This window comes from Synechococcus sp. RS9916 (genome assembly GCF_000153825.1).
Taxonomy (GTDB): Bacteria; Cyanobacteriota; Cyanobacteriia; order PCC-6307; family Cyanobiaceae; genus Synechococcus_C.
In genome coordinates, this window is record NZ_DS022299.1 from 1,940,571 (window position 1) to 1,965,546 (window position 24,976).

Consider the following 24,976-nt stretch of genomic DNA (forward strand, 5'->3'; position numbering starts at 1 on the left):
CTTCGATGGCATCACTGCAGCTCTACGGATGCTGGCGCTCCAGCGCTTCTCACCGGCTGCAAATCGGCCTACGACTCAAGCAGCTGCCGTTTGAGTACAGGCCTGTTTCCCTGGATGAGAAAGAACAACACTGCGATTGGTACCGAGCTCTCAATCCCCGCGGTGAAGTGCCAACGCTTGTGGTCGATGGCAGCCCCTGGGTGCAGACCCTGGCCATCCTTGAAACCCTCGACGAGCGCTTTGCCGACCAAGGTGTGCCATTGCTGCCCCGCGATGCCGAGCAACGTCAGTTATGCCGGGCCGTCGCCGAACAGGTGAACAGCTCACTGCAGCCGCTGCTGCTGCCGGCCCGACTCCGCCAACCAATTCTCAAAGCCGCGGCCCCTGACGGCGCACCAGCGCTGGCGAAAGCTCTGCAGGCCGGTGTACGAGCCCACCAGGCCGATGCGCTCAACGCCCTCAACAGCTGGCTGGATGCCTTGCCCGGCCCCTTCTGCCTGGGCAGCGAACCCACCCTGGCCGATGCCTGCGTAGTGGCACAGCTGGGGGCAGCCATGCGACTAGGGCTCGACCTCAATCCTTTCCAACGGCTCAGTGAATTGCACACCCACTGCCTTGGGCACGAGGCCTTTGCCGCCTCTGCACCCGAGCAACAGCCGGATGCACCAAGCCAGGCGCCGATGCGTTAATCCCCAGACTCTGCCGGCATGATCTGATCGACATCGACGGCGACAACGGTGATGACCTTCACCATCTCGATCTGGCCCTGGTGGAATCCCTCAAAGATCCGGCATCGCCTTGAGGTAATCCCTCAGTAAGGGGTGTTCCTCCAGGCCGGCCCACTGCTCCCGTGCGGCAGCAGCCACCAGCGCCTCCGCCCGGGATGAAAGGTGCTGACGCCAGTTGTCGGTAGTGCCGGCCCGGAAATAAAGCTTGGGGTTGAGATGAAAACTGCCGGGATTGGCCGTAATGCCTTGCTTCATGGCCTGAAACTCCGTCGCAGCAGCGATCGCTTCGGTCCGCTCGGACGGGAGGTCCGCAGAAGGGAAGAGAAAGCGCTGCAGCTGCCCCACGGTTTCATGCTTGCGCTCCACCATGTCCTCATAACGAAGCGCACAGATCTGGGCGGACTGCAGGCGCGGGCCTGGTTTCAACCAGCCACGCACGTGGCTGAAGTAGTTGCCGAAATAGAGGTCACCCTGAACAAACAGTTCGGCAAAACGATCCAAATCCAGCTCGGGATCCACCTGGAGCAGCGGGTGGCGAAGCCAAAAGAAATACTGCGACACCAAAGCCGCCCGCGGATCACGGATGGCCACCACAAACCGGGTTTGAGGATGAATCCGGCGGCAAGGGATGTCGTCAACGGCGCAATGGAGGTACCAAAGCCGCAGCCGATCCGAGGTGGCGGCCAAAAACTGCTCCCAGTCTCCAGGGGTCTCCTGAGAGAGCAGCACCTCAGGCCAGGGCATGGCACCATGACCGATATCGCCATCGGCCATCGGATGGCGGGCAGGAAGCTCGACGTTGGCCCGTACCAGCTCCACCAGGAATTTCTTGGCCAGGTGAGTTCCCACCTTCTGATGGGTGGCAAGAAACACGTCATGGGCCTGGGTGTCCCAGGTTTGCGTGAGATGCGCCGTAGCCCGCTGATCGATGAACGGGGGGTAGCAGCGACCGTTCCAGCGGTGGTGCAAGAAACCCTCGGCATGGGCCAGGGCCGCGGGCTCGAAAGTGCGAAAGCTGTGGCCCGGCCGCATCGCCTCCAGGCGATCCCGCAGCACAGCAATGGTGCGATCCAGACGTTGGGAGCGCTGCTGGAGGCGACGACTGGCAAACATCGCCTGCACTGATGGCGCAATGGCATGGGCGACCGCCTCAAGCTGCGCCTGATCGGCTGCCGTGAAGGCCTGCCCATCGCGGCGGTTCAACACCTGCAAAGCCCCCACTACCTCACCGTCCTCCGCCTGGATGGGCACGGTGAGCGCAGTGGATACCACGTAATCCAAAGCAGCCCCAGCCTGTTGATGGGCTCCGTCGTCATGCTCGAGGCCGCTGCGATTGATGCAACTGCCGGTTCGCACGCAGGCACCCACCATCGAATCCTCAAGATCGACACAGATCTGCCGCTGCATCACATCCGTGCCGGCTTCCAGCCAAAGCTCCTGGGCATCGGGGTCAAGCACGAACAGCCCACAACGCTCTGCCCACATCAGACCAGGCAGGGTCACCACCAATAAAGCCAGCAAATCGTTATTGCGCAGGGCATCCCAGCGCCGCGCCAACTCCTGGCGCCGTGCCACAACCCGCTGCATGCCCTGGTCCAGGGAGGTCATGGATCACTCGCGAAGCAATTGCAGTGTCGGAGTCCTGCTGCCTGCTGACAATCCGCAAGGCAAACTGTGAGCAGTTGAACCCGTCCGATGACCCTGGATCTGAACGATCCCGAACTCGAGTTTTCGGATCTCGTTTACGCCTACCAGAGTTGGGTGATGGCGGTGATCAACGATGAGAAGCTCGACAGCGACGACCAGCTGCTGACGGACGAGATCACCGAAGACGCCCTGAACTCGATGCGCTTCCTCCCGGGTGAGGTCACCAGCGCGATCGAAACCAGCCTGGCTCGCGTCTATGACGTTGACGCCGATGAACTGGCGGCCCTTCTCTTCCCAGAAGACTGAATCCCAGCGGCCCCAGCAGGATGGAGAACGGCAGCTATCTGCTGGGAACCCACGCCGAAGAGCTGGAGCGTCTGCAGTTTCAGAACCAGTTCTGGCGACCCACAGCCCAGGACGCCTGGCAGCGCGCTGATCTTCAGATCGGTGAGAGCGTGCTCGATGTGGGCTGCGGCCCAGGCTTTGCCGCCATGGATCTGGCCCGGGTGGTCGGCCCCTCAGGCCGGGTGGTGGGGCTGGAGCGCAGTCCCACCTATGTGAACGCTGGCAATGCCTTCGCCCGCCAAGCCGGCATCGATCAGCTGGAGCTGCGCCAACAGGATGTGCTCCAGGATCCCTGGCCGCAGGAACGCTTCGATCTGATCTGGAGCCGCTGGGTGGCCATGTTTCTGCCCCAATTGGAGCCGTTGCTCCACGGCGTCGAGCAATGCATGCAGCCTGGAGGCCGCTGGGTGATTCATGAATACGTCCACTGGGACACCTTTGCTCTCCATCCCCATGGCAGGGCCGTTGAGCGCTTCGGCCAGGCCTGCCAACGCAGCTTCCGCGACGGTGGCGGGGACCCAGACGTGAATCGACGCCTGCCCCAGATGCTCACGCAACGCGGATGGACCCTCGATGCATTCCATCCCCTGCCGGTGTTGGGCGGCCCGGGCTCCATGGCAGCCCAATGGATGGAACGCTTTGTGGCCGTGTATGGCCAACGGCTCCAGCAACTGGGCTTGTGGAGCGAGAGCGACGCTGCCGAAGCCACTGCTGAGATCGCTGAAAGCCACACCACCGCTGGCTGCTTCTGGGTCGGGCCCACCCTCCTGGAGGTCCGCGCCAGGCGCAATTGACCACAACCGCTCGTCAGACTGCGCTCCGTTTGTCGTTCCTCCATGGGCTGGTCCACCGCTGACATCCCAGACCAGCAAGGCCGGATCGCCCTGATCACAGGAGCCAGCAGCGGGCTGGGCCTGGAAACAGCACGCGCACTGCATCAAAAGGGGGCCACGGTGGTGATGGCCTGCCGCAGCCCGCGCAAGGCAGAAGCGGCGCGTCAAGAACTCTTGGAGATGCAGGGCGAAGGCGCCCTCGACCTGGTGGCTCTCGATCTGGCTGATCTGGCGAGCGTGGGCCGCTGCAGCGATGCCATCCATCAGCGCTATGGCCGCCTCGATCTGCTGATCAACAATGCTGGCGTGATGGCGCCACCGCGCCTGGTCAGCCGCCAAGGCTATGAACTGCAGTGGGCCACCAATCACCTGGGGCACATGGCCCTCACCACCGCGCTGCTCCCCCTGATGGAAGGGCAAGCCGACGCCCGCGTGGTGACCGTGACATCAGGCGCCCAGTATTTCGGACGCATTGCCTGGGGTGACCCCAACGGGGAACAGCGCTACGACCGCTGGCAGGCCTACGGCCAGAGCAAGCTTGCCAACGTGATGTTTGCTTTGGAACTGGACCAAAAGCTTCGCAAGCAAGGCAGCACGGTTCGCTCCCTCGCCGCCCATCCCGGCCTGGCACGCACCAATCTGCAACCGGCCTCCATCACTGCCAACGGCTCCCGGATCGAGGCTTTCGCCTACCGGCTGATGGACCCGTTGTTCCAGAGCGCAGCAATGGGCGCCCTTCCCCAACTCCATGCCGCCACAGCCCCCAGCGCCCAAGGGGGCGAGCACTACGGCCCGGATGGCTTCGGAGGCTTGCGCGGCTGGCCCAAACAGCAACCCGTGGCACCCGCGGCCCGCGATGCAGCCCAACGGCAACGACTCTGGGCCCTCAGCGAAGCTTTGCTCCAGGAAGCAACAGCCCCAGACAAGCCACGCCGATCAACGGACCGGGCGGCAGGTTGAGCAGCAGGGCCAGCCCAAAACCTGCCGCACTGAGAGCAACTCCCACCAACGACGCCCGCACCATGGCAGCCCGCAGGCTGGCCACCTGCTGCAAACCAGGCAGCACCGGCGCACACAGCAACGCGATCACCAGCACCACCCCCACAGCCGCCATGGCACTCACCACCACCAACGCGGTGACACACGCCAAGGCCAAGCGCAGGCTTCGCACCGGCAAGCCGACGGCGGCAGCTCCGTCAGGGTCCACCCCGAGAAACACCAAGCTCCGGTAGGACCACACCACCAACAGCAGCAACGATGCTGCGGCGAAAAGAGTGCGTCCGAGATCCGTAGTGCCGACGGCCAGCAGATCACCGAACAACACCGATTCCAGATCAAGGCGCAGATTCAACAGGGGAATCAACAGCACTCCCAAGCCGAGAAAACCTGCCAAGACGGTGTTCATCACCGCTTCATGGCTGCGGCCGTCCCGGCGCTGAAGACGCTCTGCCACCAAAGCGCCGAACACCCCACTCACCACTCCTCCCAGGGCCGGGTCAATCCCAACGGCCAGAGCGATGGCCAGCCCGGGGAGCACCGCATGGGAAATCAGGTTGGCCTGCAGCAAGCGGCGCTGCGTCACCAGCAATGTGCCCGTCGCAGGACAAACCGCGCCCACCAACAGGGCCATCAGCAGCGGCAGCAGCCACCAGGGCATGGCATCAACCACAGCAGTGATTCCCCAGATCGGTGAGCGTGGCAAGGGCATGGCGCACAGCCGATGGCGTTCCATCGGCCTTCACCCGGCCATCAAGCACGATCACCCGGTCATACACATCAAGGGCATCACCCCAGTCGTGGCTGCTCACCAGCAGGCTGTAGCCCGCATCAGCGAGCTGCCGCATCAGCTGCAGCAACTGCTGACGTGCCGGAGGGTCGATCGCCGCACAGGGTTCATCGAGCAGCAGCACCCGAGCCGGCTGCATGAGGGCTCGAGCCAACAAGGTGCGTTGCTGCTGACCGCCTGACAAAGCATCCAAACGGCAACCCGCCATAGCCAGCAACCCGACCCGCTGAAGCACCGCATCAAGGTCACAGCAGCTGGTGCGGGGCTGCCGCACCTGCCCGAGAGCGACCATGTCACGCACCGTGATCGGAAACGACCAATCAATCCGTCCCCGCTGAGGCATCAGCGCCACCCGAGGACGACAGCGCTGAATCGGTTGATCCCCAAGCCAAACCTCACCAGCCTGGGGCCTGAGCTGACCCTGCAGGAGATGGAGAAGGGTGGACTTTCCTGCACCGTTCGCCCCCACCAGCGCCGTCAGAGAGCCCGGCTTCAGCGACAGGCTCACATCCTCGAGAGCCTGCTTGCCGTCATAGGCATAGGCAAGGCCCTGAGCACGCAGATGGGTAACCTCAGCGAGGGGCGTTCGCATCAAAAACTGCTGGGTCAGCGTGAACCGCTGCGTCATGGCCTCTCCATTGTGGCCAGTTGCATGCGGTGCAACTGCGATTGCTACAGCAACAGACTGATGAGGAGAGGAATAGACAACAACGAGGTTTCAGAATGCATCTCAAGTGGCAAGGACACCAACCAAGCCACCAAGGCATGACAGGTGAATCCTTGAATGCATTTGATGAAGCAAGGGAGCAGACACCGGAGGCAAAGTCTTAAATAGCAAAACCTTCCCCTCCAACCAATGCCACTTCTCTGGGAAAACCTGACCAATCAATTAAATAGCGTCCGCGCATCAACGCCTTACACCTATAGCTTCAATGGGGGCACAGCAGCTGAGCCGGATCAATCGACGCGCAACGAAAGACTCAAAGCAGCGCTCGAAGCAGCGACCGCATCTGGAAATGAGCAAATGATTGAATCTGTGAAAGCTGCGCTGGAAAATCGCGAAGCAAAAATGGAGCTCCCTTCCATGGAAAGTGGCCCACAGGCATTCCTCAAAGAGCTGAACAACAAACAGAACTAAACAAGACGATTAGACAAAACTTTCACCACAGCATTGTTATTCAGAAATAACAATGCTGTGGTGGTCTTGCGCGAGGCGCTCAGGACCTAATTGCGACGCGTTAAGGGTGTAATCACTTGCCTCTTTGCGCTGATCTCTTTTCTTCGCCTCATCCAGCCAAACCAAGGAGAGGCTTTTGCCTCCTCCATGACCCGACCCACGGCTTTGTCAACCCTGGATCGCTTGGAGAGACAGACCGAACAAGTCACCGAGTGACCGACATAAGCGGAGGCATGGGAAGGGATATCGACCCTGACCCCACAAATGCTGCAGTTGAGGACTTTCATCCCTTGTGTCTAACCCAGGTCACGACCGAATGTCGTCACCCTGGTCTGCGCAAGCGCTCCAGCCCACCCCACAACAATGGGGCAAAGCAGAGGCATCAAAAAAGTGGGCGATACTGGGATCGAACCAGTGACAATCTCCTTGTAAGGGAGGTGCTCTACCGCTGAGCTAATCGCCCGAAGCCTCCATCTTGCCTGAGCGCCATGGCCCTTGGCCGCGACCATGACCGGGCCACGTTGGTGGCATGCATTCCCTTCGGCCTGATCCTCACTCCGTGGCTTGGTCTTGAGGCGGGTTTGATCGGAGCAGGCTCATTTGTTGTGGGAGGGCTCTGGCTCTCTCCCGACCTCGACACCCTGTCCAGGCCCTTGCAGCGCTGGGGACCACTGCGCTGGATCTGGTGGCCCTACCGGCAGCTGGTGCCTCACCGTTCCCTGTTCTCCCACGGACCCCTAATCGGCATGGCACTGCGCCTGCTGTGGGTGCTGAGCTGCACGCTTCTCGGATGGCTATTGCTGAGCCTGTTGCTGCAAACCCTGATCGGACTTCAGACCGCCAGCCCTTTCGAGCTGTCCACCCTGCTGGTGCGCATCGCCCAGACCCAGCCGCGCAGCCTGCTGGCGATCGCCCTCGGGCTCGAGGCCAGCGTCTGGCTGCATCTGGTGCTGGACGGGGACCCAATGCCCGTGGAATGGCGGCGACGTAAGCGCAGGCGACCTCGGCGATGAGAAGGTGAGCCCACGCCGATCCGCACCTTCCATGGCCGACCCCAGCTCGACGGCACCCCAAAATCCCGACCCACTGCGGCGACTCGAGGAGGTGGTGGCCCGCCTGCGCGATCCGCAAGGGGGGTGCCCCTGGGACCTGGAACAAACCCACCAGTCGTTGGTGCCCTACGTGCTGGAAGAAGCCCACGAAGTGGCGGATGCCATTCGCTATGGCGATGACAGCCATCTCAAGGAGGAACTCGGCGATCTACTGCTGCAAGTGGTGCTGCATGCCCGCATCGCCGGTGAAGACAACCGTTTTGACCTCAATGCCGTTGCCGAGACGATCAGCGACAAGTTGATTCGCCGCCACCCCCACGTGTTCGCCGGTGGCGAAGCCAGCGACAGCGAAGCGGTGCGCCGCAGCTGGGAGGCCATCAAAGCGGCGGAACGCGGCGACCAAATCCCAAGCGCCAGCCCCCTCAGCGATCAACTGGCGGGGAAGGTGCGTGGTCAGCCCGCCCTCGCCGGAGCGATGACCATCTCCAAGAAAGCGGCCAAAGCCGGCTTTGAGTGGGACGACATGGCTGGGGTGTGGGACAAGGTGCACGAAGAGCTCGATGAGCTCAAGGAAGCTGTGGCGTCCGGCGACAAGGCCCATGCCCAGGAAGAACTGGGTGACCTGCTGTTCACCCTGGTGAATGTGGCGCGCTGGTGCGACATCGATCCGGAATCCGGCCTGGCGGGCACCAACCACCGTTTTCTCGATCGCTTCTCAAGGGTGGAAGCGGCGCTCGAAGGCAATCTCCAAGGCCGCAGCATCAAGGAACTGGAGGGCCTATGGCAGCAAGCCAAGGCTGCGATCCGGGAGGAACAACAACAGCCTTAAGCCCAGCAAATGCCTGTGATGCACGCAGAAGCAGAAGGCGCTGTGTTCAGAAATGAGAGTCGAGGGCCTGATCGGTCTGCCCCCAAAGCTTCTGCTTGGTGGCCTCCGCACGACGGATGCAGGCCTGCGCATCCGCACGGGTCTTGCAAAGGCGTGCTCGCTCCTCAAGCGACATCAGGCGCACAAGCCGTCGCACTGTCCGATGTGGGGTGGAATCCATGCTCTCTCCCTCGAACCTTCACCTCACGTTAACCAAGGGTTAACTAAGCCGCCACTACTCCTCCATGGAGGGGCGCTGCCTGCGGGATTGCTTGAGTGCACTGCGACGGCCCTTGGCCTCCAGCCGCCGCCGCACCGCCGCGCGACCCGGGCGCGTGGGCTTGCGCTGGGGCGGCGGTGGCTTCAGACCCTCCCGCAGCAGATCCCCAAGCCGCACCAAGGCTCGCTGGCGGTTCTGCCACTGGGAGCGCTCTTCTGCGGCGACAACGCGCACACACCCATCCACTAACCGGCCACCCAACGCCTCCCGCAGCCGCTCACGCCGAAAAGGCCCCAACACCCGAGAACGCTCCAGATCAAACACCAACTCCACCCGCGAATCCGTGGTGTTCACCCCTTGCCCTCCGGGCCCCGAAGCCCGTGAAAAACGCCACTGCAACTCCGCGGCAGGGATCACCAAGCGCGCATTAACGGGCAGATCCTGAGCCATGGCTCCACCCTGGCAGCCAGCCCAATGTGTCAGCAAACGACTGTTTGGCAGCCACCAACACAATCACTCGCCTGCACCACGGGTAGTGTCAAGCGATAAATTCACACCTAGTTCTGGTGCTGCGTTTCCTCGTTCTGACGGTGCTCTGCCTCCAGAGCTGGGCCATTTACGAGGCCAGGCAAGCCGCTGCGGAAATTGAAATGACCCATGAAGGGGTCAAGCAGCAGCTCACCCCCGGTTGGTGAACAGATTCCGCGTCAGGGTGTCGGCTTTGGAATCGATGCCCTGCCGCTGATCAGGAATGCGGTAGTCGATGGCATCCCAGACCGGACGATTGAGATAACGGGCCAACACACCAGCGTCCTCACGGATCAGCCGCAATGAACCGTGGTCGGTCACGTTCAGGCGACTGCCATCACGACGCACCAGGTTGAGTTCGTAGCTGTAGTAGGAACTCTTGTCACCACGCACGTACTCGCGAATCAGCTGAATGGCCTCCACATCCCGAAGGCTGTGCTTTGTGGCCCCTTGAATGAACTGGCCGGTGTACTGCTCGAACCGCGCCTCCTTGCGGCGGAACGACCACAGCGCAAGCCCTCCGATTGCCAGAAAGACACAGGGCATCAGCGCAAACAGACCGATTCCGGGCGCCCCAGCTGCTGACTCAAACACCGAGACTCCCACAACAGCGGCCAAAGCGATCACCCCCACCGCCATCAACAGGATGCAAAACGCATAGGCACCCAGGGAGGTCTTGAACACCAACTCTGAGCCACTCAAGCTGTTGCGGATCTCGGCTCGGTGCGTGCAGAAATTCGAGCCACCCCGCACAAGGGGTGCCCAGGACACCTGCAGCGCCACGGGATGGTCGAAACGGGTGACATCCAACAGCTCCCGCTTGTCCTCAAACACCGACAACAGACGTTGCAGCAGTCCCATGGGTTGATCTCTGCGGCTCTTGCCATGCTTACGGGCGAGCCAGGATTCGGCCAGAGCGACATTGGCCCGACAGGAATTAGCCAGACAGGACTTGATCAACAACCGGCCGGCGCTGGTTTTAGCTGGAAGACGCAATGACCTGAGCACCAGCGGCCCATGAGCAGCGCAGCCCAGCCCAACGGCGGCTGGATCGATGAGCACCACAACGGCGTGCGCTACGGCCTGGAAGGCCGGGTGCTGGTGGAGGAAACCAGCTCGTTCCAACGCATCACCGTGATCGAAAGCGAGCGCTACGGGAACGGTTTGCTGCTCGATGGCTGCTGGATGACCGCCGAACGGCAAGAACGGCATTACCACGAATCCCTGGTGCATCCCGCCCTGTGCTCCGCTGCCTCGATCGAGCGGGTGCTGGTGATCGGCGGAGGCGACGGCGGCACAGCGCGGGAGTGCCTGCGACACGCCGGCGTGCAGCACCTCGACATGGTGGAGATCGACGGTCGGGTGGTGGAACTCAGCCAGCAGCACCTGCCCAGCATCGGCGGAGGCTGCTGGAGTGATCCCCGCTTCCACTTGCACGTGGGTGATGGCATTGCCTGGGCCGCTGAAGCGGCTGATGGGTCGTACGACGTGGTGCTGGTGGATGGTTCCGATCCGGCAGGCCCCGCGGAAGGCCTGTTCAATCGCGCCTTTTTCAATCACTGCAAACGCATCCTCAAGCCCGGGGGCGTCTTCGCGACCCAGAGCGAATCCCCGGAAGCCTTTCGCCAGGTGCACCTCGACACCGTGAAACTGATCCGGGAGCTGTTCGGCCATGCCGACCCCCTCTACGGCTGGGTGCCGATGTATCCCAGCGGCTGGTGGAGCTGGACCTTTGCCGCAAGCGATGGGCCGCGCTACCGCCAACCGCTACCCGAACGCGCCGCAGCCATCGCATCAGGATGCGAGATCTGGAGCCCACGTTGGCAACGGGGTGCCTTTGATGCCGTGCCCGCCTTCATGGACCGGGAGCTGAACGGATGACCAGCCCAAGCATCGATCTCGACACCTTGTTTGACCGCGAAGGCGCCATCTACATGGGCGCCCGCCGCGATCCCAGCGGCTGCCAGGTGGGTCTGTTTGGCGTGCCCTACGACGGCACCACCTCCTTCCGCCCCGGCACCCGCTTTGGGCCGGCCGCCGTGCGTGATGTGAGCAACGGCCTGGAGAGCTACTGCCCCCAGCTGCAGATCGACCTCGAGGATCTGGCCTATGCCGACCTCGGCGCCGTCGACATTCCGTTCGGCGCCCCGGAACCGGTGGTGGCCGCCGTGCATCGCGCCACCCGCCAGGTGCTCGACCTGGGGCTCAAACCCCTGATGCTTGGAGGTGAGCACTCGATCAGCAGCGGTGCCGTCGGCGCCGTCGCCGAGCAGCATCCCGATCTGGTGCTGCTTCAGCTCGACGCCCACGCCGATCTGCGCGACAGCTGGCTGGGGGCCCGCCACAGCCATGCCTGCGCCATGCGCCGCTGTCTGGAGGTGCTCCCCAGCGGCCAGCTGCTGCAACTGGCGATCCGCAGTGGCACACGCGAGGAATTCCAGGAACTCGCCCAGACCCAGCGCCTGATCCACCACCGGCCCGACCAGGACAGCACCACCCTGGCGGCCAGCCTGCGGCAGGCTTTAGCCCCCCATCAGGGCAAGCCGCTCTATCTCACCGTGGATCTCGACTGGTTCGACCCGGCGGTGATGCCCGGCACCGGCACTCCTGAACCCGGCGGCTTCCTCTGGCCCCACTTCGCCGCCCTGATCGAGGTGCTGCAAGAGCATCAGCTGGTGGCCGCCGACGTGGTGGAACTGGCCCCACAACTGGATCCGACCGGAATCAGCAGCGTGCTGGCCAGCAAGGTGACCCGCAGCCTGCTGATGCTGCTCAGCAACGAAGGGAATCAGTAGTAGTGGCGCGCCTCTAGGCGCTGCTCCCGCAGTCGGCTGTGCTGGCGCTCCAACAAGGCCAGCACGATGGTGGGATGTCGGAGGATCAGCTCCACAAATCGCGCCTTCGGCAACCGCACCACCTCCACAGGGGTCAGAGCCGTGGCGTCATGGCTGTGGACGAGGCGTGAACCCGCAAGGTCTTCGTAACTGAAAATCTCGCCAGCGCTGTAGCGCAGCTTTCCAGGCTCTCCCTCAGTACTGAGCTCCACCATGCCGCGCTGAAGGGCATAGATGGCATCAACGGGGTCGCCCACACGAAACACCAGACCACCGGTTGGATAGGTGAGCAGGTCGCCATCCTGCTGATCAGCGAACAGCTCAACAGGTGTCGGCAGCGTGCTGGGTGGAAGCAAAAAGGAAAAATTGAATTTCTAGAAGCCAATTCTCACGCGCTTAAGCCAAAAAGCTCGTGACGCACGCAACATGAAAGCCAGCTTGAGAAAAACTTAATCCCGAGGGGTCAGCTCCAGCTGACGGCCGCTGGGGGGCAACGGTTGATCACTGCCCTGAAGCTCAGGAAGAGCTGGAGCCCTCGGCGTCCAGTGGTGACACCAAGCGACCCGAGCCAGCTCTGCATGCACCGGCAGCCGGCGCAGGCGGCACCAACCCACAAGCGGGCCACTGGCCCCACTGGTGGATGCCGTGCAGTGCTGGCAGCTCTGGCAGCAGGCCTCAGACAACAACGATCTAAGAGAGGACGCTCAAGGTAAGGACGCTGACCCAAACGAACCACGCAAGGGGTCGAATCTCCGGCTTTGCTTCCGTTTCCCTGCGGTGGCTTTGGCCTCCATAAGATTCGCCCAACCTGGACACGCCCCCGTGACCGACCTCAAGCGCACCCCCCTCCACGACCTCTCCCAAGCGGCAAACGGACGGATGGTGCCCTTTGCCGGCTGGGAGATGGCGGTGCAGTTTTCCGGCCTGGTGGCGGAACACACCGCCGTGCGCCAGGCGGTGGGGGTCTTCGACATCTCCCATATGGGCGTCCTGCGCTTCAGCGGACCCAACCCCAAAGATGCCCTGCAAAAACTGGTGCCCACCGATCTGCACCGCATCGGCCCCGGCCAGGCCTGCTACACGGTGCTGCTCAATGAAACGGGCGGCATCCTCGACGATCTGATCGTCTACGACATGGGCGACGACACGGTGCTGGCAGTCATCAATGCCGCCTGTGCCGACAGCGACCGCGCCTGGCTGGAGCAGCAGCTCAGCGGTAGCGGCATCAGCATCAGCGACGAAAAAGAAGATGGCGTGCTTTTGGCCCTGCAAGGCCCTGACGCCCAACGGGTGCTCGAAGGCCTGAGCGGCACCAGCCTGGCGGAACTGCCCCGCTTCGGGCAGCGGATGCTGCCCCTACCCGCCCTGGGCGTCGACGTGTTGGTGGCCCGCACCGGTTACACCGGCGAAGACGGCTTTGAGCTGCTGCTGCCCCACGACGCTGGCCGTCAACTCTGGAGCCAGTTGCTCAACGCGGGGGTCACCCCCTGCGGTCTGGGCGCCCGCGACAGCCTGCGCCTGGAGGCGGCCATGCATCTCTATGGCAACGACATGGACACGACCACCAGCCCACTTGAAGCAGGACTGGGCTGGCTGGTGCACCTGGAGAACCCCGTGGACTTCATCGGGCGGGCCGCTTTGGAGCAGGAAGTCGACCAAGGCAGCCAACGCAAGTTGGTGGGATTACGACTGGAGGGCCGCGCCATTCCCCGCCACGACTATCCGATCCTCGATGGCGAGCAAACCGTGGGAACGGTGAGCAGCGGCGGATGGTCCCCTTGCCTGGAGGCGGGCATTGGCCTGGGGTATGTGCCCAAGGCCCTCGCCAAGGTGGGCACCGAGCTGGCGGTGGAGATCCGCGGCAAGCGCCATCCAGCCACCGTGGTCAAGCGCCCCTTCTACCGCCGCCCAGCCTGAGGCCAATCCCACGGTCGGTCCTGTGGGAAACTCGCCTCTCATTCCCCTTCGACGGCTCCCATGCGCAGCAACGGATGCGGCGACCTGCGCAAGCAGCAGATCGATGAGCAGGTGAAGCTCTGCGGCTGGGTGGATCGCCGTCGCGATCACGGTGGGGTGATCTTCATCGACCTGCGCGACCGGAGCGGCACCGTGCAGATCACCGTCGACCCCGATCTGGGAGCCGAAGCCTTTGCGGTGGCCGAACACCTGCGCAGCGAAACCGTGCTGCAGGTGAGCGGCAAGGTGCGTGCCAGACCTACTGAATCCCTCAACGACCGCCTCGCCACGGGCGACGTGGAAGTGCTGGCTAGCGCCATCACCGTGCTCAACGGCGTAAAAGGCAACCTGCCCTTCCCGGTGTCGATCCACGACGAGGAGAACACCCGCGAAGAACTGCGCTTGCGCCACCGCTATCTGGATCTGCGCCGCAAGCGCATGAACGACAACCTGCGCCTACGGGCCCAGACGATCCAGACCGCCCGCAGCTTCCTGGAAGACGAAGGTTTCATCGAGGTGGAAACCCCGGTGCTCACCCGCTCCACCCCGGAAGGCGCCCGCGACTACATCCTTCCCAGCCGCGTCTGCGGTGGTGAGTGGTTTGCTCTGCCCCAGTCACCCCAGCTGTTCAAGCAGCTGCTGATGGTGGGCGGCATCGAGAAGTACTACCAAGTGGCGCGTTGCTTCCGCGACGAAGACCTGCGCGCTGATCGTCAGCCGGAATTCACCCAGCTGGACATGGAGATGAGCTTCATGGGCCAGGAGGAGATCCTCGATCTCAACGAGCGCCTGATCTGCTCGATCTGGAAAACAGTGAAGGGCATCGAGCTGCCTCGCCCCTTCCCCCGCATGACCTGGCATGACGCCATGGAGCGGTACGGCACCGACCGCCCCGACACCCGCTACTGCATGGAGCTCACCAACGTGAGCGACATCGTCAAGGACATGGGCTTCAAGGTGTTCAGCGGCGCCGTGAAAAACGGCGGGTCGGTGAAGTGCATCGCCGTGCCTGGCGGCAACGATGCGGTGTCGAACGTGCGCATCAAGCCCGGTGGTGATGTGTTCAGTGAGGCCCAGCAGGCTGGCGCCGGCGGCCTGGCCTTCATCCGTGTGCGCGACGGCGGTGAAATCGACAGCATCGGCGCCATCAAAGACAACCTCAGCGAGGAGCAGAAGGCTGAACTGCTGAGCCGCACCGGCGCGGAGCCCGGCACCTTGATCCTTTTTGGCGCCGGCGATACCGCCACGGTGAACAAAGCCCTCGACCGGGTGCGGCAGTACCTGGCCCGCGAACTGGGCATGGTCAAACCCGACCAGGACAACGATCAGTGGAATTTCCTCTGGGTGGTGGATTTCCCGATGTTCGAATTCAACAGCGACGAAAACCGCTACGAAGCGCTGCACCACCCCTTCTGCGCCCCCAACACCGACGACCTCGGCAGCGATGCGGACCAATGGGCCAACACCCTGCCCGGAGCCCGCGCCCAGGCCTACGACCTGGTGCTCAATGGCCTCGAGCTGGGCGGCGGCTCGCTGCGTATCCACGATTCCGCGCTGCAGCGCCAGGTGCTGCAGACCGTGGGTCTGCCCCTGGAGGAAGCCCAGGAGCAGTTCGGCTTCCTGATCGAAGCCCTCGACATGGGTGCCCCTCCGCACGGTGGCCTGGCCTTTGGCCTCGACCGCATGGTGATGCTGCTGGCCGGTGAGGAATCGATCCGCGACACGATCGCCTTCCCCAAAACCCAGCAGGCCCGCTGCCTGATGACCGCAGCCCCCGCTGGGGTCGCAGGCAAGCAGCTCGAAGAGCTGCATGTCGCCAGCACCTGGGTTGATCCCAAAGCGGATGAGGAGGATTGAGCAAACGCTCAGCGAACCCGAATAGATTCCGCTCATTCCGATGAGCAAGTCGAATCGGGCTGAACCCTGAGGGCATTCCCCGAGGGAGCCCCCTTTGACCACCAGTTCGCGATCGACGGGTCCGTCCCGCGTGCGCACTGGCAGCGGCAACGATCTTCTGCGCCTCTACCTGCAGGACATCGGCCGGGTCGACCTGCTCACCAATGAAGAGGAGGTTCTGCTGGCCCGGCAGGTGCAGCAACGCGAGGTTCTGCTGGCGGAGGAACGGGCCCTGGCCGGTGAGCACCCCACCATCCAACGGCTGTTGGAGCTGGAGCAACTGCAGCAGCGAGAAGCCAATCACGTCTGCCACTGGCCCACCAAAAAGGAGTGGGCCGAAGCAGCAGGCCTCACCCAGGAGCAACTGACCACGGTGTTGCGCGAGGGTTACGGCATCTGGTCGGATCACAGCGCTCTGGAAAGCAAAGAGCTGCAGAAACGGCTGCGAGAAGGGCGCCGCGCCCGTGACCGCATGATCCAGGCCAACCTGCGCCTGGTGGTCACCGTGGCCAAGAAGTATCAGCAGCGCGGCCTCGAACTACTTGATCTGGTGCAGGAGGGAACCCTGGGGCTGGAGCGAGCGGTGGAAAAATTCGACCCCACCCGTGGCTTCCGCTTCAGCACCTACGCCTACTGGTGGATCCGCCAAGGGATCACCCGGGCCATCGCCACCCAAAGCCGCACGATCCGGTTACCGGTGCATGTCACCGAAAAACTCAACCGCATCAAGAAGGTGCAGCAGGAGATCGCCACCAACGAAGGCCGGATCGCATCGATCAGCGATCTCTCCCGCGCACTCGGGATCAGCGAAGAGACCGTGCGCCTGACCCTGATGCGGGTGCCGCGCTCGGTGTCGTTGGAGACCCGGGTGGGCAAAGACCAAGACACCCAGCTGGGGGATCTGCTGGAAGACTGCCACGCCACTCCGGAGCAGACGCTCACCAAAAACTCGCTCCACAGCGACCTGGAAGAGCTGCTGGGTGAACTCACCGCCCGAGAAGCCGAGGTGATCCGGCGCCGCTTCGGACTGGAGGACGACACACCCCTCACCCTGGCGGAAATCGGCGAAACCATGGGGCTATCGCGCGAACGGGTGCGGCAGATCGAAACCCGTGCCCTGCTGAAGCTGCGCCAACCCCAACGGCGCAGCAAGGTGCGCGACTACATCCTCGGGCTCGAATCCTGAGGGAATAGCCGCGACGCTGCCCCATCTCGCAGCCCATGGCTAAAGCAGGGGCAAGCCCGCGGAGGAGCAGCGATGACCACCACGCCAGCCATCGACATCGGCATTCCCGGCGATCAGCGCCAGGCCATCGCTGCTGGCCTGGCTCGGCTGCTGGCCGACACCTACGTGCTGTACGGCAAAACCCACGGCTTCCACTGGAACGTGACCGGGCCCATGTTCAACACGCTCCATCTGATGTTCATGGAGCAATACACCGAGCTCTGGAATGCCCTGGATGTAATCGCCGAGCGCATCCGGGCCCTGGGCGTGGTGGCACCCCATGGCGGCAGCACCCTGGCCAATCTGGCCTCAATCGCAGAAGCGGAGCAGCAACCCGCCGCCCTCGACATGGTGCGGGAACTGGTGAGCGGCCATGAAGCGGTGGCCCGCACCGCCCGCAGCATCTACGCCCTGGCCAATGCAGCCAGCGATGAACCCACCGCTGACCTGCTCACCCAGCGGCTGCAAGTGCACGAAAAAACCGCCTGGATGCTGAGGAGCCTGCTGGAGGGTTAACCCCCCTTGCTCCAGTCCGGCGCTCGGTACATTGAAGAGTCGCCCGGGGAGTTATGGCCAAATTCGTCTTCGTCACCGGTGGTGTTGTTTCCAGCATCGGGAAGGGGATCGTGGCCGCCAGCCTCGGACGGCTGCTGAAGGCACGGGGCTACAGCGTCTCGATCCTGAAGCTGGATCCTTACTTGAATGTGGACCCGGGCACGATGAGCCCGTTCCAGCACGGTGAGGTGTTCGTCACCGAAGACGGCGCCGAGACCGACCTCGACTTGGGCCACTACGAACGCTTCACCGACACGGCCATGTCACGCCTCAACAGCGTGACCACCGGCTCGATCTACCAGTCGGTGATCAACAAGGAACGCCGCGGCGACTACAACGGCGGCACCGTGCAGGTGATCCCCCACATCACCGGTGAGATCCGCGAGCGCATTCACCGGGTGGCCTCCAACAGCGGCGCCGATGTGGTGATCACCGAGATCGGCGGCACCGTGGGTGACATCGAATCGCTGCCCTTCCTCGAGGCCATCCGCGAATTCCGAGGCGATGTGGGCCGCAACGACCTGGCCTACATCCACGTCACCCTGCTGCCCTACATCGGCACATCCGGTGAGCTGAAAACCAAGCCCACCCAGCACTCCGTGAAGGAGCTGCGCTCGATCGGCATTCAGCCCGACGTGCTGGTGTGCCGCAGCGACCGCGACATCAACGACGAGCTGAAGCGCAAGATCGGCGGCTTCTGCGGCGTGCCCCAGCGGGCCGTGATCCCATCACTGGATGCCGACAGCATCTATGCGGTGCCGCTGACGCTGGAAGAGGAGGGTCTCTGCCGCGAAGTGCTGGATGTGCTCCAGCTGCAGGACCACGACAGCGACATGACCAGCTGGGCCCAGCTGGTGCACAAACTGCGCAACCCCGGCCCCACCGTGAAGGTGGCCCTGGTTGGCAAATACGTGCAACTCAACGATGCCTACCTCTCGGTGGTGGAGGCCCTGCGCCACGCCTGCATCGCCCAGGACGCCTCCCTGGATCTGCACTGGATCTGCGCCGAGCAGATCGAAAGCGATGGTGCCGACACGCTCCTGAAGGGCATGGATGCGGTGGTGGTGCCCGGGGGCTTCGGCAACCGCGGCGTCGACGGCAAGGTGGCAGCGATTCGCTGGGCCCGCGAGCAACGGGTGCCCTTCCTCGGCCTCTGCCTGGGCATGCAAACCGCCGTGATCGAGTGGGCCCGCAACCAAGCCGGCCTCACCGGCGCCTCCAGCGCCGAGCTCGATCCCGAGACGCCCCATCCGGTGATTCACCTGCTGCCCGAGCAGCAGGACGTGGTGGATCTGGGCGGCACCATGCGCCTGGGGGTTTATCCCTGCCGCATCGCGGAAGGAACGATGGCGGAGCGGCTCTACGCCGATGAGGTGGTCTATGAGCGCCACCGCCACCGCTACGAGTTCAACAACGCCTACCGCAACCTGTTCCTGGAATCCGGCTACCGCATCAGCGGCACGTCCCCCGATGGCCGCCTGGTGGAACTGATCGAACTGCCCGGGCATCCCTTCTTCACGGCCTGCCAGTACCACCCCGAATTCCTCTCCCGGCCGGGTCAACCCCATCCCCTGTTCCGCGGCCTGATCGAAGCGGCCCAGCAGCGGCTGCCGTCCAGCCCAAGCGAGGCCCTGCGACAGGCCGAACAGGCGACCACTAGCACCAGCCTTTGAGCCAGCAGCTGCCGGTTGTGGAGACCTTTCATTCCCTCCAGGGGGAAGGGCTCCATGCCGGCCGCAGTGCCTTCTTCATCCGGCTGGCGGGCTGCAACGTGGGCTGCAGCTGGTGCGACACCAAACACTCCTGGCCCCAGAGCTCACACCCCCTGCAGAGCGTGGACAGCCTGGCTGCTGAAGCGGCTGCAGCCGGACAAGCCGGTGCAGCCTTTGTGGTGATCACCGGCGGAGAACCGCTGCACCACAACCTGGACGGGCTCACAGGCGCAATCCGCACAGCCTGCACGCTGCCGATTCACATCGAAACCAGCGGCGTGGATCCACTGAGCGGCACCCCCGACTGGATCACCCTGTCGCCCAAACGCCACAGCCCACCACGGGCGGAGGTGCTCAGGGCATGCCACGAACTGAAGGTGGTGGTGCATGAACCCAACGACCTGCTGTTTGCCGAAGTGGCCGCCTCTCAGGCACCCCAGGCCAGCTGGTTGCTGCAACCGGGCTGGCAAAGCGAGAAAGGCCAACAGCTAGCGATCAACTACGCCCAACACCATCCGCGCTGGCGCTTGAGCCTGCAAAGCCACAAGTGGCTGCAGGTGCGCTGAAGCGCTGAGATCACGGCGACGGATCAACGATCCGAACAACGAGGCAAACGAACGGTGCCGTTGATGGGTTGTGACGCGATTCAGTCAGACCATGGGCAGCACAAGACAAGCGAAAGCAATTGACCAACCATCAACACAGCCACAATCCCCTGAACTTTTTACCCCAGAAATCCAGCAATTAGCGTAAGCAGAATGACCCAAGAAATTGGGATCAGAGAAACTCAGAGAATTTTCAGAAACCTCACACCCCAAGCCCAGCAACAGACAGACAAACGCCACGAAAGTGAACGAAGGCATTGAGAAGAGCCATGGCCGCCAACCTGAATCCTCTCCCAAGAAATTAAATATTCAAACTGGGCCCTCGAACGCTCACCAGCGCTAAAGCAGAGATAGGCCAAGAGGCGCCTCAAACGGAAAGCACATCTTCACCGGGGAAGCCAGAGGCTGATACATCTATACTTGCCGCAACCGAACAAAGCGCCTCAAGCAGCCATAGCAACCAGCGGAGAAGCGAGCCATGAACAACCTGCTAGAGCTTCTCACCCTTCGATGGCTGCGCCCCAGAAGCGAGCACGCGCTTGACCAGGCGTCGGCCTCTCCTCCAGCCTTCGATCTCGCCCAAGGCAGGGCAAACGCTGGCAAGCAAGAGCATTACGTCTTTTTTGCAGGCAATGATTCCGATGCAAGCCTGAGCAGCAGATCAGCAAAAGCACTCAAAGCCGCGGGCATCACCACAACACCCAGTCGCTCCTACGACGCCATCAACGGCTTCAGCATTCTGCTCACCCCAGAGCAAGCAGAAGCCCTGAAACAAAGTCCGGGCATCAAGAGCGTGGAGGCCGACCGCCCCATGCCCTTTAGCCCACCGGTTGAGGTGCAACCCGCCAATGGCGGCTCAACGCTTTCACCAAGCCCACCTCAAAGACACTCAGCGTGGCTTGAACATTCTCGAGATCCTCTCAACCAAGCAGTGCGCTTGGAGCAGGTCTGGGTTCATCAGCAGAGCCCGCTTCTGAACCCTGGGCAAAGTCTTCGCGGGCCCAATGCGATTGAGCTCAGCGCGCTGCCGATCTACAACAACGGCACCGCCAACAGCGGTGAAGTGCTGCCCTATGGCGTTAAAGCCGTCTGGGGCGGCGAAGACGTCTCAGCTAGGGGAAACATCGGTACCGGCACCTACGCCTTTGTGATCGATTCCGGTGTTCTCAACACCACAGGCGACCTCAACATCAACACCAGCTGGTCCAAAAGCTGGATCAGCGGCGAAAGCGCCTTCACCGATGGCAACGGTCACGGCACCCACGTGGCGGGCACGATCGCAGCGCTCGCGAATGACAAAGGGGTCGTTGGAGTCGCGCCTGGAGCTGAGGTTATCTCACTAAAGGTCTTCGACAGCACTGGCGGAGGAGCAAGCTACAGCACCATCATTGATGCCATCAATCACGCCACTCACGTGATCAACAACAACGGCTTGGACAAGTCGAAGGTGGTGATCAACATGAGCCTTGGGGGCGGCTATAGCGCTGGCCTCGATCAGGCCGTTAAAAACGCAGCCAATCAAGGCATCAAATTCGCCATTGCTGCTGGCAACAGCGGCGATGACGCCGACTACTACTCACCAGCTAGCGCAGGTGATCACGAAAACGTCTACACAGTTTCAGCAGTCGACAACGTTTATCAAATGCCCTGGTGGTCCAATTGGGACGACCAAAGTGGCGGCGACGATGTAGATGTTGCAGCGCCTGGCGTTGGCATCTATTCGTATCACCAAGGTGGACAACTTGCCTACCTAAGCGGGACCTCGATGGCAGCACCGCATGTAGCGGGGCTGCTGCTGATAGGAGGAATCGAAGAAGGAGAGATGGTGAAAGCAGCAAGTAGCGGTCAAAGCGACCCATTTGCACACATCAAAACTGATGGAGCAGGATCTCAACCACATCGGCCCGGACAAAAAGATCACAACTATATTTACTCATTTTATGGAGCAGCGCACAAAGAAAAAATCATCACGATATCAAATGGAAAGGGCTCTATTAAGCAGAACGAACTAGAAATGAAATTAGGGCTAACAAGTGGAAGCTTGGACTCAACATTGAATGGCACAAAAGAATCAATTGATGCGGTAGAAGGATCTGCCATCCTTGTTCAAGGACTTGCGGGCGCAGGCGACACAATCAGCTTCGCCTACTCATTCAAGTCAGATGATGCTCCCCCATACAATGACTTTGCATTTTACGCCGTGAATAACAAAGCATTCACAATTACATCCGCAGGACAACACAATTCAACAGAGAGCAGCAAGAATGGTGTATTTTCACACACACTAACAGAGCAAGATTTCAATGGGTCCAATTCAGGAGACCTTTCTTTTTCAATAGGCGTTCTTGATGCCTTAGACGCACTATTTAACTCAACACTAGAAGTTTCAGACTTTAAAATTCAATGGACAACAAAAGACATTGACAAAGATGGGCTCGTAGACAACAGACCTTATTATCAAATCTATAGCAATGGCCAAGCCTTAACTCTCAAAAGTTCGTCTGGCACGACTTACTCTGATTCATACTCGCAGTCTTGGGATGTCATCGCCGCAAAAGCCTATGGCTCCGGCTTCAAAGTTCTCCTCGATGGAGACTCCTCTCACGAAAATAACTTCTACATTTGGGATACAAACTCAGATGGAATCATCACCAACGGCTCCGGATGGCAGTCAAGAGAAAAAATGATGACTCTCGGCTATGAATCATTCTTCCAAACTGATTTCAACCAAGATGGCATCACAGGCATCACTGACATTGACAACAATGGGCTCGTAGACAATACCTCTACCTACCACATCTACAACAATGGCCAAGCCTTAACTCTCAAAAGTTCGTCTGGCACGACTTACTCTGATCCATACTCGCAGTCTTGGGATGTCATCGCCGCAAAAGCCTATGGCTCCGGCTTCAAAGTTCTCCTCGATGGAGACTCCTCTCACGAAAATAACTTCTACATTTGGGATACAAACTCAGATGGAATCATCACCAACGGCTCCGGATGGCAGTCAAGAGAAAAAATGATGACTCTCGGCTATGAATCATTCTTCCAAACTGATTTCAACCAAGATGGCATCACAGGCATCACTGACATTGACAACAATGGGCTCGTAGACAATACCTCTACCTACCACATCTACAACAATGGCCAAGCCTTAACTCTCAAAAGTTCGTCTGGCACGACTTACTCTGATTCATACTCGCAGTCTTGGGATGTCATCGCCGCAAAAGCCTATGGCTCCGGCTTCAAAGTTCTCCTCGATGGAGACTCCTCTCACGAAAATAACTTCTACATTTGGGATACAAACTCAGATGGAATCATCACCAACGGCTCCGGATGGCAGTCAAGAGAAAAAATGATGACTCTCGGCTATGAATCATTCTTCCAAACTGATTTCAACCAAGATGGCATCACAGGCATCACTGACATTGACAACAATGGGCTCGTAGACAATACCTCTACCTACCACATCTACAACAATGGCCAAGCCTTAACTCTCAAAAGTTCGTCTGGCACGACTTACTCTGATTCATACTCGCAGTCTTGGGATGTCATCGCCGCAAAAGCCTATGGCTCCGGCTTCAAAGTTCTCCTCGATGGAGACTCCTCTCACGAAAATAACTTCTACATTTGGGATACAAACTCAGATGGAATCATCACCAACGGCTCCGGATGGCAGTCAAGAGAAAAAATGATGACTCTCGGCTATGAATCATTCTTCCAAACTGATTTCAACCAAGATGGCATCACAGGCATCACTGACATTGACAACAATGGGCTCGTAGACAATACCTCTACCTACCACATCTACAACAATGGCCAAGCCTTAACTCTCAAAAGTTCGTCTGGCACGACTTACTCTGATTCATACTCGCAGTCTTGGGATGTCATCGCCGCAAAAGCCTATGGCTCCGGCTTCAAAGTTCTCCTCGATGGAGACTCCTCTCACGAAAATAACTTCTACATTTGGGATACAAACTCAGATGGAATCATCACCAACGGCTCCGGATGGCAGTCAAGAGAAAAAATGATGACTCTCGGCTATGAATCATTCTTCCAAACTGATTTCAACCAAGATGGCATCACAGGCATCACTGACATTGACAACAATGGGCTCGTAGACAATACCTCTACCTACCACATCTACAACAATGGCCAAGCCTTAACTCTCAAAAGTTCGTCTGGCACGACTTACTCTGATTCATACTCGCAGTCTTGGGATGTCATCGCCGCAAAAGCCTATGGCTCCGGCTTCAAAGTTCTCCTCGATGGAGACTCCTCTCACGAAAATAACTTCTACATTTGGGATACAAACTCAGATGGAATCATCACCAACGGCTCCGGATGGCAGTCAAGAGAAAAAATGATGACTCTCGGCTATGAATCATTCTTCCAAACTGATTTCAACCAAGATAAACTCATTAATTAATATTTTTTTATTGAATCAGCTTATTCATATCTAACTAAATTTTACTTGATCATCATTATCCCCTCCACCTGCTTCGTCTCCGCCTTCCACACCCTCCAGCGCAGCTTCACACCGTGAGGCAGATCAACCACGATCGGCCACGACGCGTTGTAGGGCACCAGATAGGGCTGTTTACCCAGGCTGAGGAAACTGCGCTTGCGCTGTTGGTCTTTCGGGCACGCCATCCGCGTGCTCATCACCACCAGTGGGCCTTTGAGTGAAAACAGCGCCTTGCCGGCCGCTGAACGCACCCGCGTCATGGTTAACCCCGGGCCGGAGAGCCAGGTGTTGTTGCAGTCGACCATCACCTCTTGGCCCACGATCAGCTGCACCCGCCAATCGTGGGGGTTCGAGGAGATCAGGGGGTCAGTGCTCTTGGGAAGCAACCCGGATGGCTGAATCACCCAACGCTGCAAACCAGCTTCAGGCGCGGGATAACCGCTGAGATCAAGGCGTGGAATCGCCGCCACCGGCGTTGCCGCCGCCAGGCCCACAACCGACAACAGCTGAAGCAGAGCCTTGGCCATGACCCGCGCGGCAA

The 24,976-nt window shown here is 60.8% G+C and carries 26 protein-coding genes and 1 tRNA gene; 17 read left to right on the forward strand and 10 right to left on the reverse strand.

Annotated elements, in window-relative coordinates; genetic code table 11:
* The first annotated feature begins 5 nt into the window (after positions 1-5).
* The gene (locus tag RS9916_RS10165) at positions 6-689 is read left to right on the forward strand and encodes a glutathione S-transferase N-terminal domain-containing protein (protein WP_007099312.1); all 684 of its coding nucleotides are present in this window, start codon (positions 6-8) and stop codon (positions 687-689) included.
* A gap of 90 nt (positions 690-779) precedes the next feature.
* Here RS9916_RS10165 and RS9916_RS10170 read toward each other — a convergent pair whose 3' ends face one another.
* Entirely contained in the window at positions 780-2,336 is a 1,557-nt protein-coding gene (locus RS9916_RS10170; RefSeq protein WP_007099314.1) for a sulfotransferase domain-containing protein, read from the reverse strand.
* Positions 2,337-2,423: 87 nt separating this feature from the next.
* Between RS9916_RS10170 and RS9916_RS10175 the strand changes: the two genes are divergently transcribed.
* From RS9916_RS10175 to RS9916_RS10185, 3 genes are read left to right on the forward strand one after another with little or no spacing between them, the layout of a single operon-like run.
* The gene (locus tag RS9916_RS10175; RefSeq protein WP_007099315.1) at positions 2,424-2,681 is read left to right on the forward strand and encodes a hypothetical protein; all 258 of its coding nucleotides are present in this window, start codon (positions 2,424-2,426) and stop codon (positions 2,679-2,681) included.
* A gap of 20 nt (positions 2,682-2,701) precedes the next feature.
* Positions 2,702-3,514 carry a methyltransferase domain-containing protein gene (locus RS9916_RS10180; RefSeq protein WP_007099316.1) on the forward strand — a complete coding sequence of 271 codons (813 nt, stop codon included), beginning with the start codon at positions 2,702-2,704 and terminating at the stop codon, positions 3,512-3,514.
* Positions 3,515-3,556: 42 nt separating this feature from the next.
* Positions 3,557-4,513 (forward strand): oxidoreductase, encoded by a 957-nt coding sequence (locus RS9916_RS10185; RefSeq protein WP_007099317.1) that lies wholly within the window; start codon positions 3,557-3,559, stop codon positions 4,511-4,513.
* Here the strand turns inward: RS9916_RS10185 and RS9916_RS10190 are convergent.
* Positions 4,440-5,183: a metal ABC transporter permease gene (locus tag RS9916_RS10190; RefSeq protein ID WP_083773095.1), complete on the reverse strand. Its 744-nt coding sequence runs from the start codon at positions 5,181-5,183 to the stop codon at positions 4,440-4,442. The two genes, RS9916_RS10185 and RS9916_RS10190, sit on opposite strands and share 74 nt — an antisense overlap.
* 31 nt (positions 5,184-5,214) lie before the next feature.
* Positions 5,215-5,967, reverse strand: a complete 753-nt coding sequence (locus tag RS9916_RS10195) for a metal ABC transporter ATP-binding protein (protein WP_007099320.1) — start codon at positions 5,965-5,967, stop codon at positions 5,215-5,217.
* A gap of 228 nt (positions 5,968-6,195) precedes the next feature.
* On the opposite strand from RS9916_RS10195, the gene RS9916_RS10200 reads away from it, so the two are divergent.
* Entirely contained in the window at positions 6,196-6,477 is a 282-nt protein-coding gene (locus RS9916_RS10200; protein WP_007099321.1) for a hypothetical protein, read from the forward strand.
* A gap of 430 nt (positions 6,478-6,907) precedes the next feature.
* Here the strand turns inward: RS9916_RS10200 and RS9916_RS10205 are convergent.
* Positions 6,908-6,979 (reverse strand) — tRNA-Val (locus RS9916_RS10205).
* Between the two features lie 25 nt (positions 6,980-7,004).
* Here RS9916_RS10205 and RS9916_RS10210 point away from each other — a divergent pair.
* On the forward strand, positions 7,005-7,529 hold the full coding sequence (locus RS9916_RS10210; protein ID WP_007099322.1) for a metal-binding protein: 525 nt from the start codon (positions 7,005-7,007) through the stop codon (positions 7,527-7,529).
* 31 nt (positions 7,530-7,560) lie between these two features.
* Positions 7,561-8,397, forward strand: a complete 837-nt coding sequence (gene mazG / locus RS9916_RS10215; protein ID WP_007099323.1) for a nucleoside triphosphate pyrophosphohydrolase — start codon at positions 7,561-7,563, stop codon at positions 8,395-8,397.
* Positions 8,398-8,443: 46 nt separating this feature from the next.
* Here mazG and RS9916_RS14935 read toward each other — a convergent pair whose 3' ends face one another.
* Both RS9916_RS14935 and arfB read right to left on the reverse strand, forming a co-directional pair.
* A complete protein-coding gene (locus RS9916_RS14935; protein ID WP_198003419.1) occupies positions 8,444-8,617 on the reverse strand; it encodes a hypothetical protein in 174 nt (57 codons plus the stop codon).
* Between the two features lie 54 nt (positions 8,618-8,671).
* On the reverse strand, positions 8,672-9,106 hold the full coding sequence (gene arfB / locus RS9916_RS10220) for an alternative ribosome rescue aminoacyl-tRNA hydrolase ArfB (protein WP_038023633.1): 435 nt from the start codon (positions 9,104-9,106) through the stop codon (positions 8,672-8,674).
* Between the two features lie 116 nt (positions 9,107-9,222).
* Here arfB and RS9916_RS15315 point away from each other — a divergent pair, with 116 nt between their 5' ends.
* Positions 9,223-9,351, forward strand: a complete 129-nt coding sequence (locus RS9916_RS15315) for a hypothetical protein (protein ID WP_007099326.1) — start codon at positions 9,223-9,225, stop codon at positions 9,349-9,351.
* Here RS9916_RS15315 and RS9916_RS10225 read toward each other — a convergent pair.
* Entirely contained in the window at positions 9,335-10,045 is a 711-nt protein-coding gene (locus tag RS9916_RS10225) for a hypothetical protein (protein ID WP_156777526.1), read from the reverse strand. The two genes, RS9916_RS15315 and RS9916_RS10225, sit on opposite strands and share 17 nt — an antisense overlap.
* A 156-nt stretch (positions 10,046-10,201) precedes the next feature.
* Between RS9916_RS10225 and speE the strand changes: the two genes are divergently transcribed.
* Both speE and speB read left to right on the forward strand, forming a co-directional pair.
* Entirely contained in the window at positions 10,202-11,065 is an 864-nt protein-coding gene (gene speE, locus RS9916_RS10230; RefSeq protein ID WP_007099328.1) for a polyamine aminopropyltransferase, read from the forward strand.
* The gene (gene speB, locus RS9916_RS10235; RefSeq protein ID WP_007099329.1) at positions 11,062-11,979 is read left to right on the forward strand and encodes an agmatinase; all 918 of its coding nucleotides are present in this window, start codon (positions 11,062-11,064) and stop codon (positions 11,977-11,979) included. The genes speE and speB overlap by 4 nt, the downstream gene beginning before the upstream one ends.
* Here speB and RS9916_RS10240 read toward each other — a convergent pair.
* Together RS9916_RS10240 and RS9916_RS10245 are read right to left on the reverse strand one after the other, a co-directional pair.
* Positions 11,973-12,374, reverse strand: a complete 402-nt coding sequence (locus RS9916_RS10240; protein ID WP_007099330.1) for a Crp/Fnr family transcriptional regulator — start codon at positions 12,372-12,374, stop codon at positions 11,973-11,975. The genes speB and RS9916_RS10240 overlap by 7 nt on opposite strands.
* A gap of 93 nt (positions 12,375-12,467) precedes the next feature.
* Positions 12,468-12,701 carry a hypothetical protein gene (locus RS9916_RS10245; RefSeq protein ID WP_156777527.1) on the reverse strand — a complete coding sequence of 78 codons (234 nt, stop codon included), beginning with the start codon at positions 12,699-12,701 and terminating at the stop codon, positions 12,468-12,470.
* Between the two features lie 139 nt (positions 12,702-12,840).
* Between RS9916_RS10245 and gcvT the strand changes: the two genes are divergently transcribed.
* From gcvT to RS9916_RS13565, 7 genes are all read left to right on the forward strand, one after another.
* The gene (gene gcvT / locus RS9916_RS10250; protein ID WP_007099332.1) at positions 12,841-13,935 is read left to right on the forward strand and encodes a glycine cleavage system aminomethyltransferase GcvT; all 1,095 of its coding nucleotides are present in this window, start codon (positions 12,841-12,843) and stop codon (positions 13,933-13,935) included.
* Between the two features lie 60 nt (positions 13,936-13,995).
* Entirely contained in the window at positions 13,996-15,831 is a 1,836-nt protein-coding gene (gene aspS / locus RS9916_RS10255; protein ID WP_007099333.1) for an aspartate--tRNA ligase, read from the forward strand.
* Positions 15,832-15,925: 94 nt separating this feature from the next.
* Positions 15,926-17,056, forward strand: coding sequence for an RNA polymerase sigma factor, RpoD/SigA family (locus RS9916_RS10260; protein WP_038023636.1), 1,131 nt, complete (start codon positions 15,926-15,928; stop codon positions 17,054-17,056).
* Positions 17,057-17,128: 72 nt separating this feature from the next.
* Positions 17,129-17,611: a Dps family protein gene (locus RS9916_RS10265; protein ID WP_007099335.1), complete on the forward strand. Its 483-nt coding sequence runs from the start codon at positions 17,129-17,131 to the stop codon at positions 17,609-17,611.
* 53 nt (positions 17,612-17,664) lie between these two features.
* Positions 17,665-19,323 carry a CTP synthase gene (locus tag RS9916_RS10270; protein WP_007099336.1) on the forward strand — a complete coding sequence of 553 codons (1,659 nt, stop codon included), beginning with the start codon at positions 17,665-17,667 and terminating at the stop codon, positions 19,321-19,323.
* Entirely contained in the window at positions 19,320-19,928 is a 609-nt protein-coding gene (locus tag RS9916_RS10275; RefSeq protein ID WP_007099337.1) for a 7-carboxy-7-deazaguanine synthase QueE, read from the forward strand. Before RS9916_RS10270 ends, RS9916_RS10275 begins: the two co-directional genes overlap by 4 nt.
* Positions 19,929-20,445: 517 nt before the next feature.
* The gene (locus RS9916_RS13565; RefSeq protein WP_007099338.1) at positions 20,446-24,396 is read left to right on the forward strand and encodes a S8 family serine peptidase; all 3,951 of its coding nucleotides are present in this window, start codon (positions 20,446-20,448) and stop codon (positions 24,394-24,396) included.
* Positions 24,397-24,437: 41 nt separating this feature from the next.
* On the opposite strand, the gene RS9916_RS10285 is transcribed toward RS9916_RS13565, so the two are convergent.
* On the reverse strand, positions 24,438-24,962 hold the full coding sequence (locus RS9916_RS10285) for an ecotin family protein (protein ID WP_007099339.1): 525 nt from the start codon (positions 24,960-24,962) through the stop codon (positions 24,438-24,440).
* Positions 24,963-24,976: the final 14 nt, after the last annotated feature.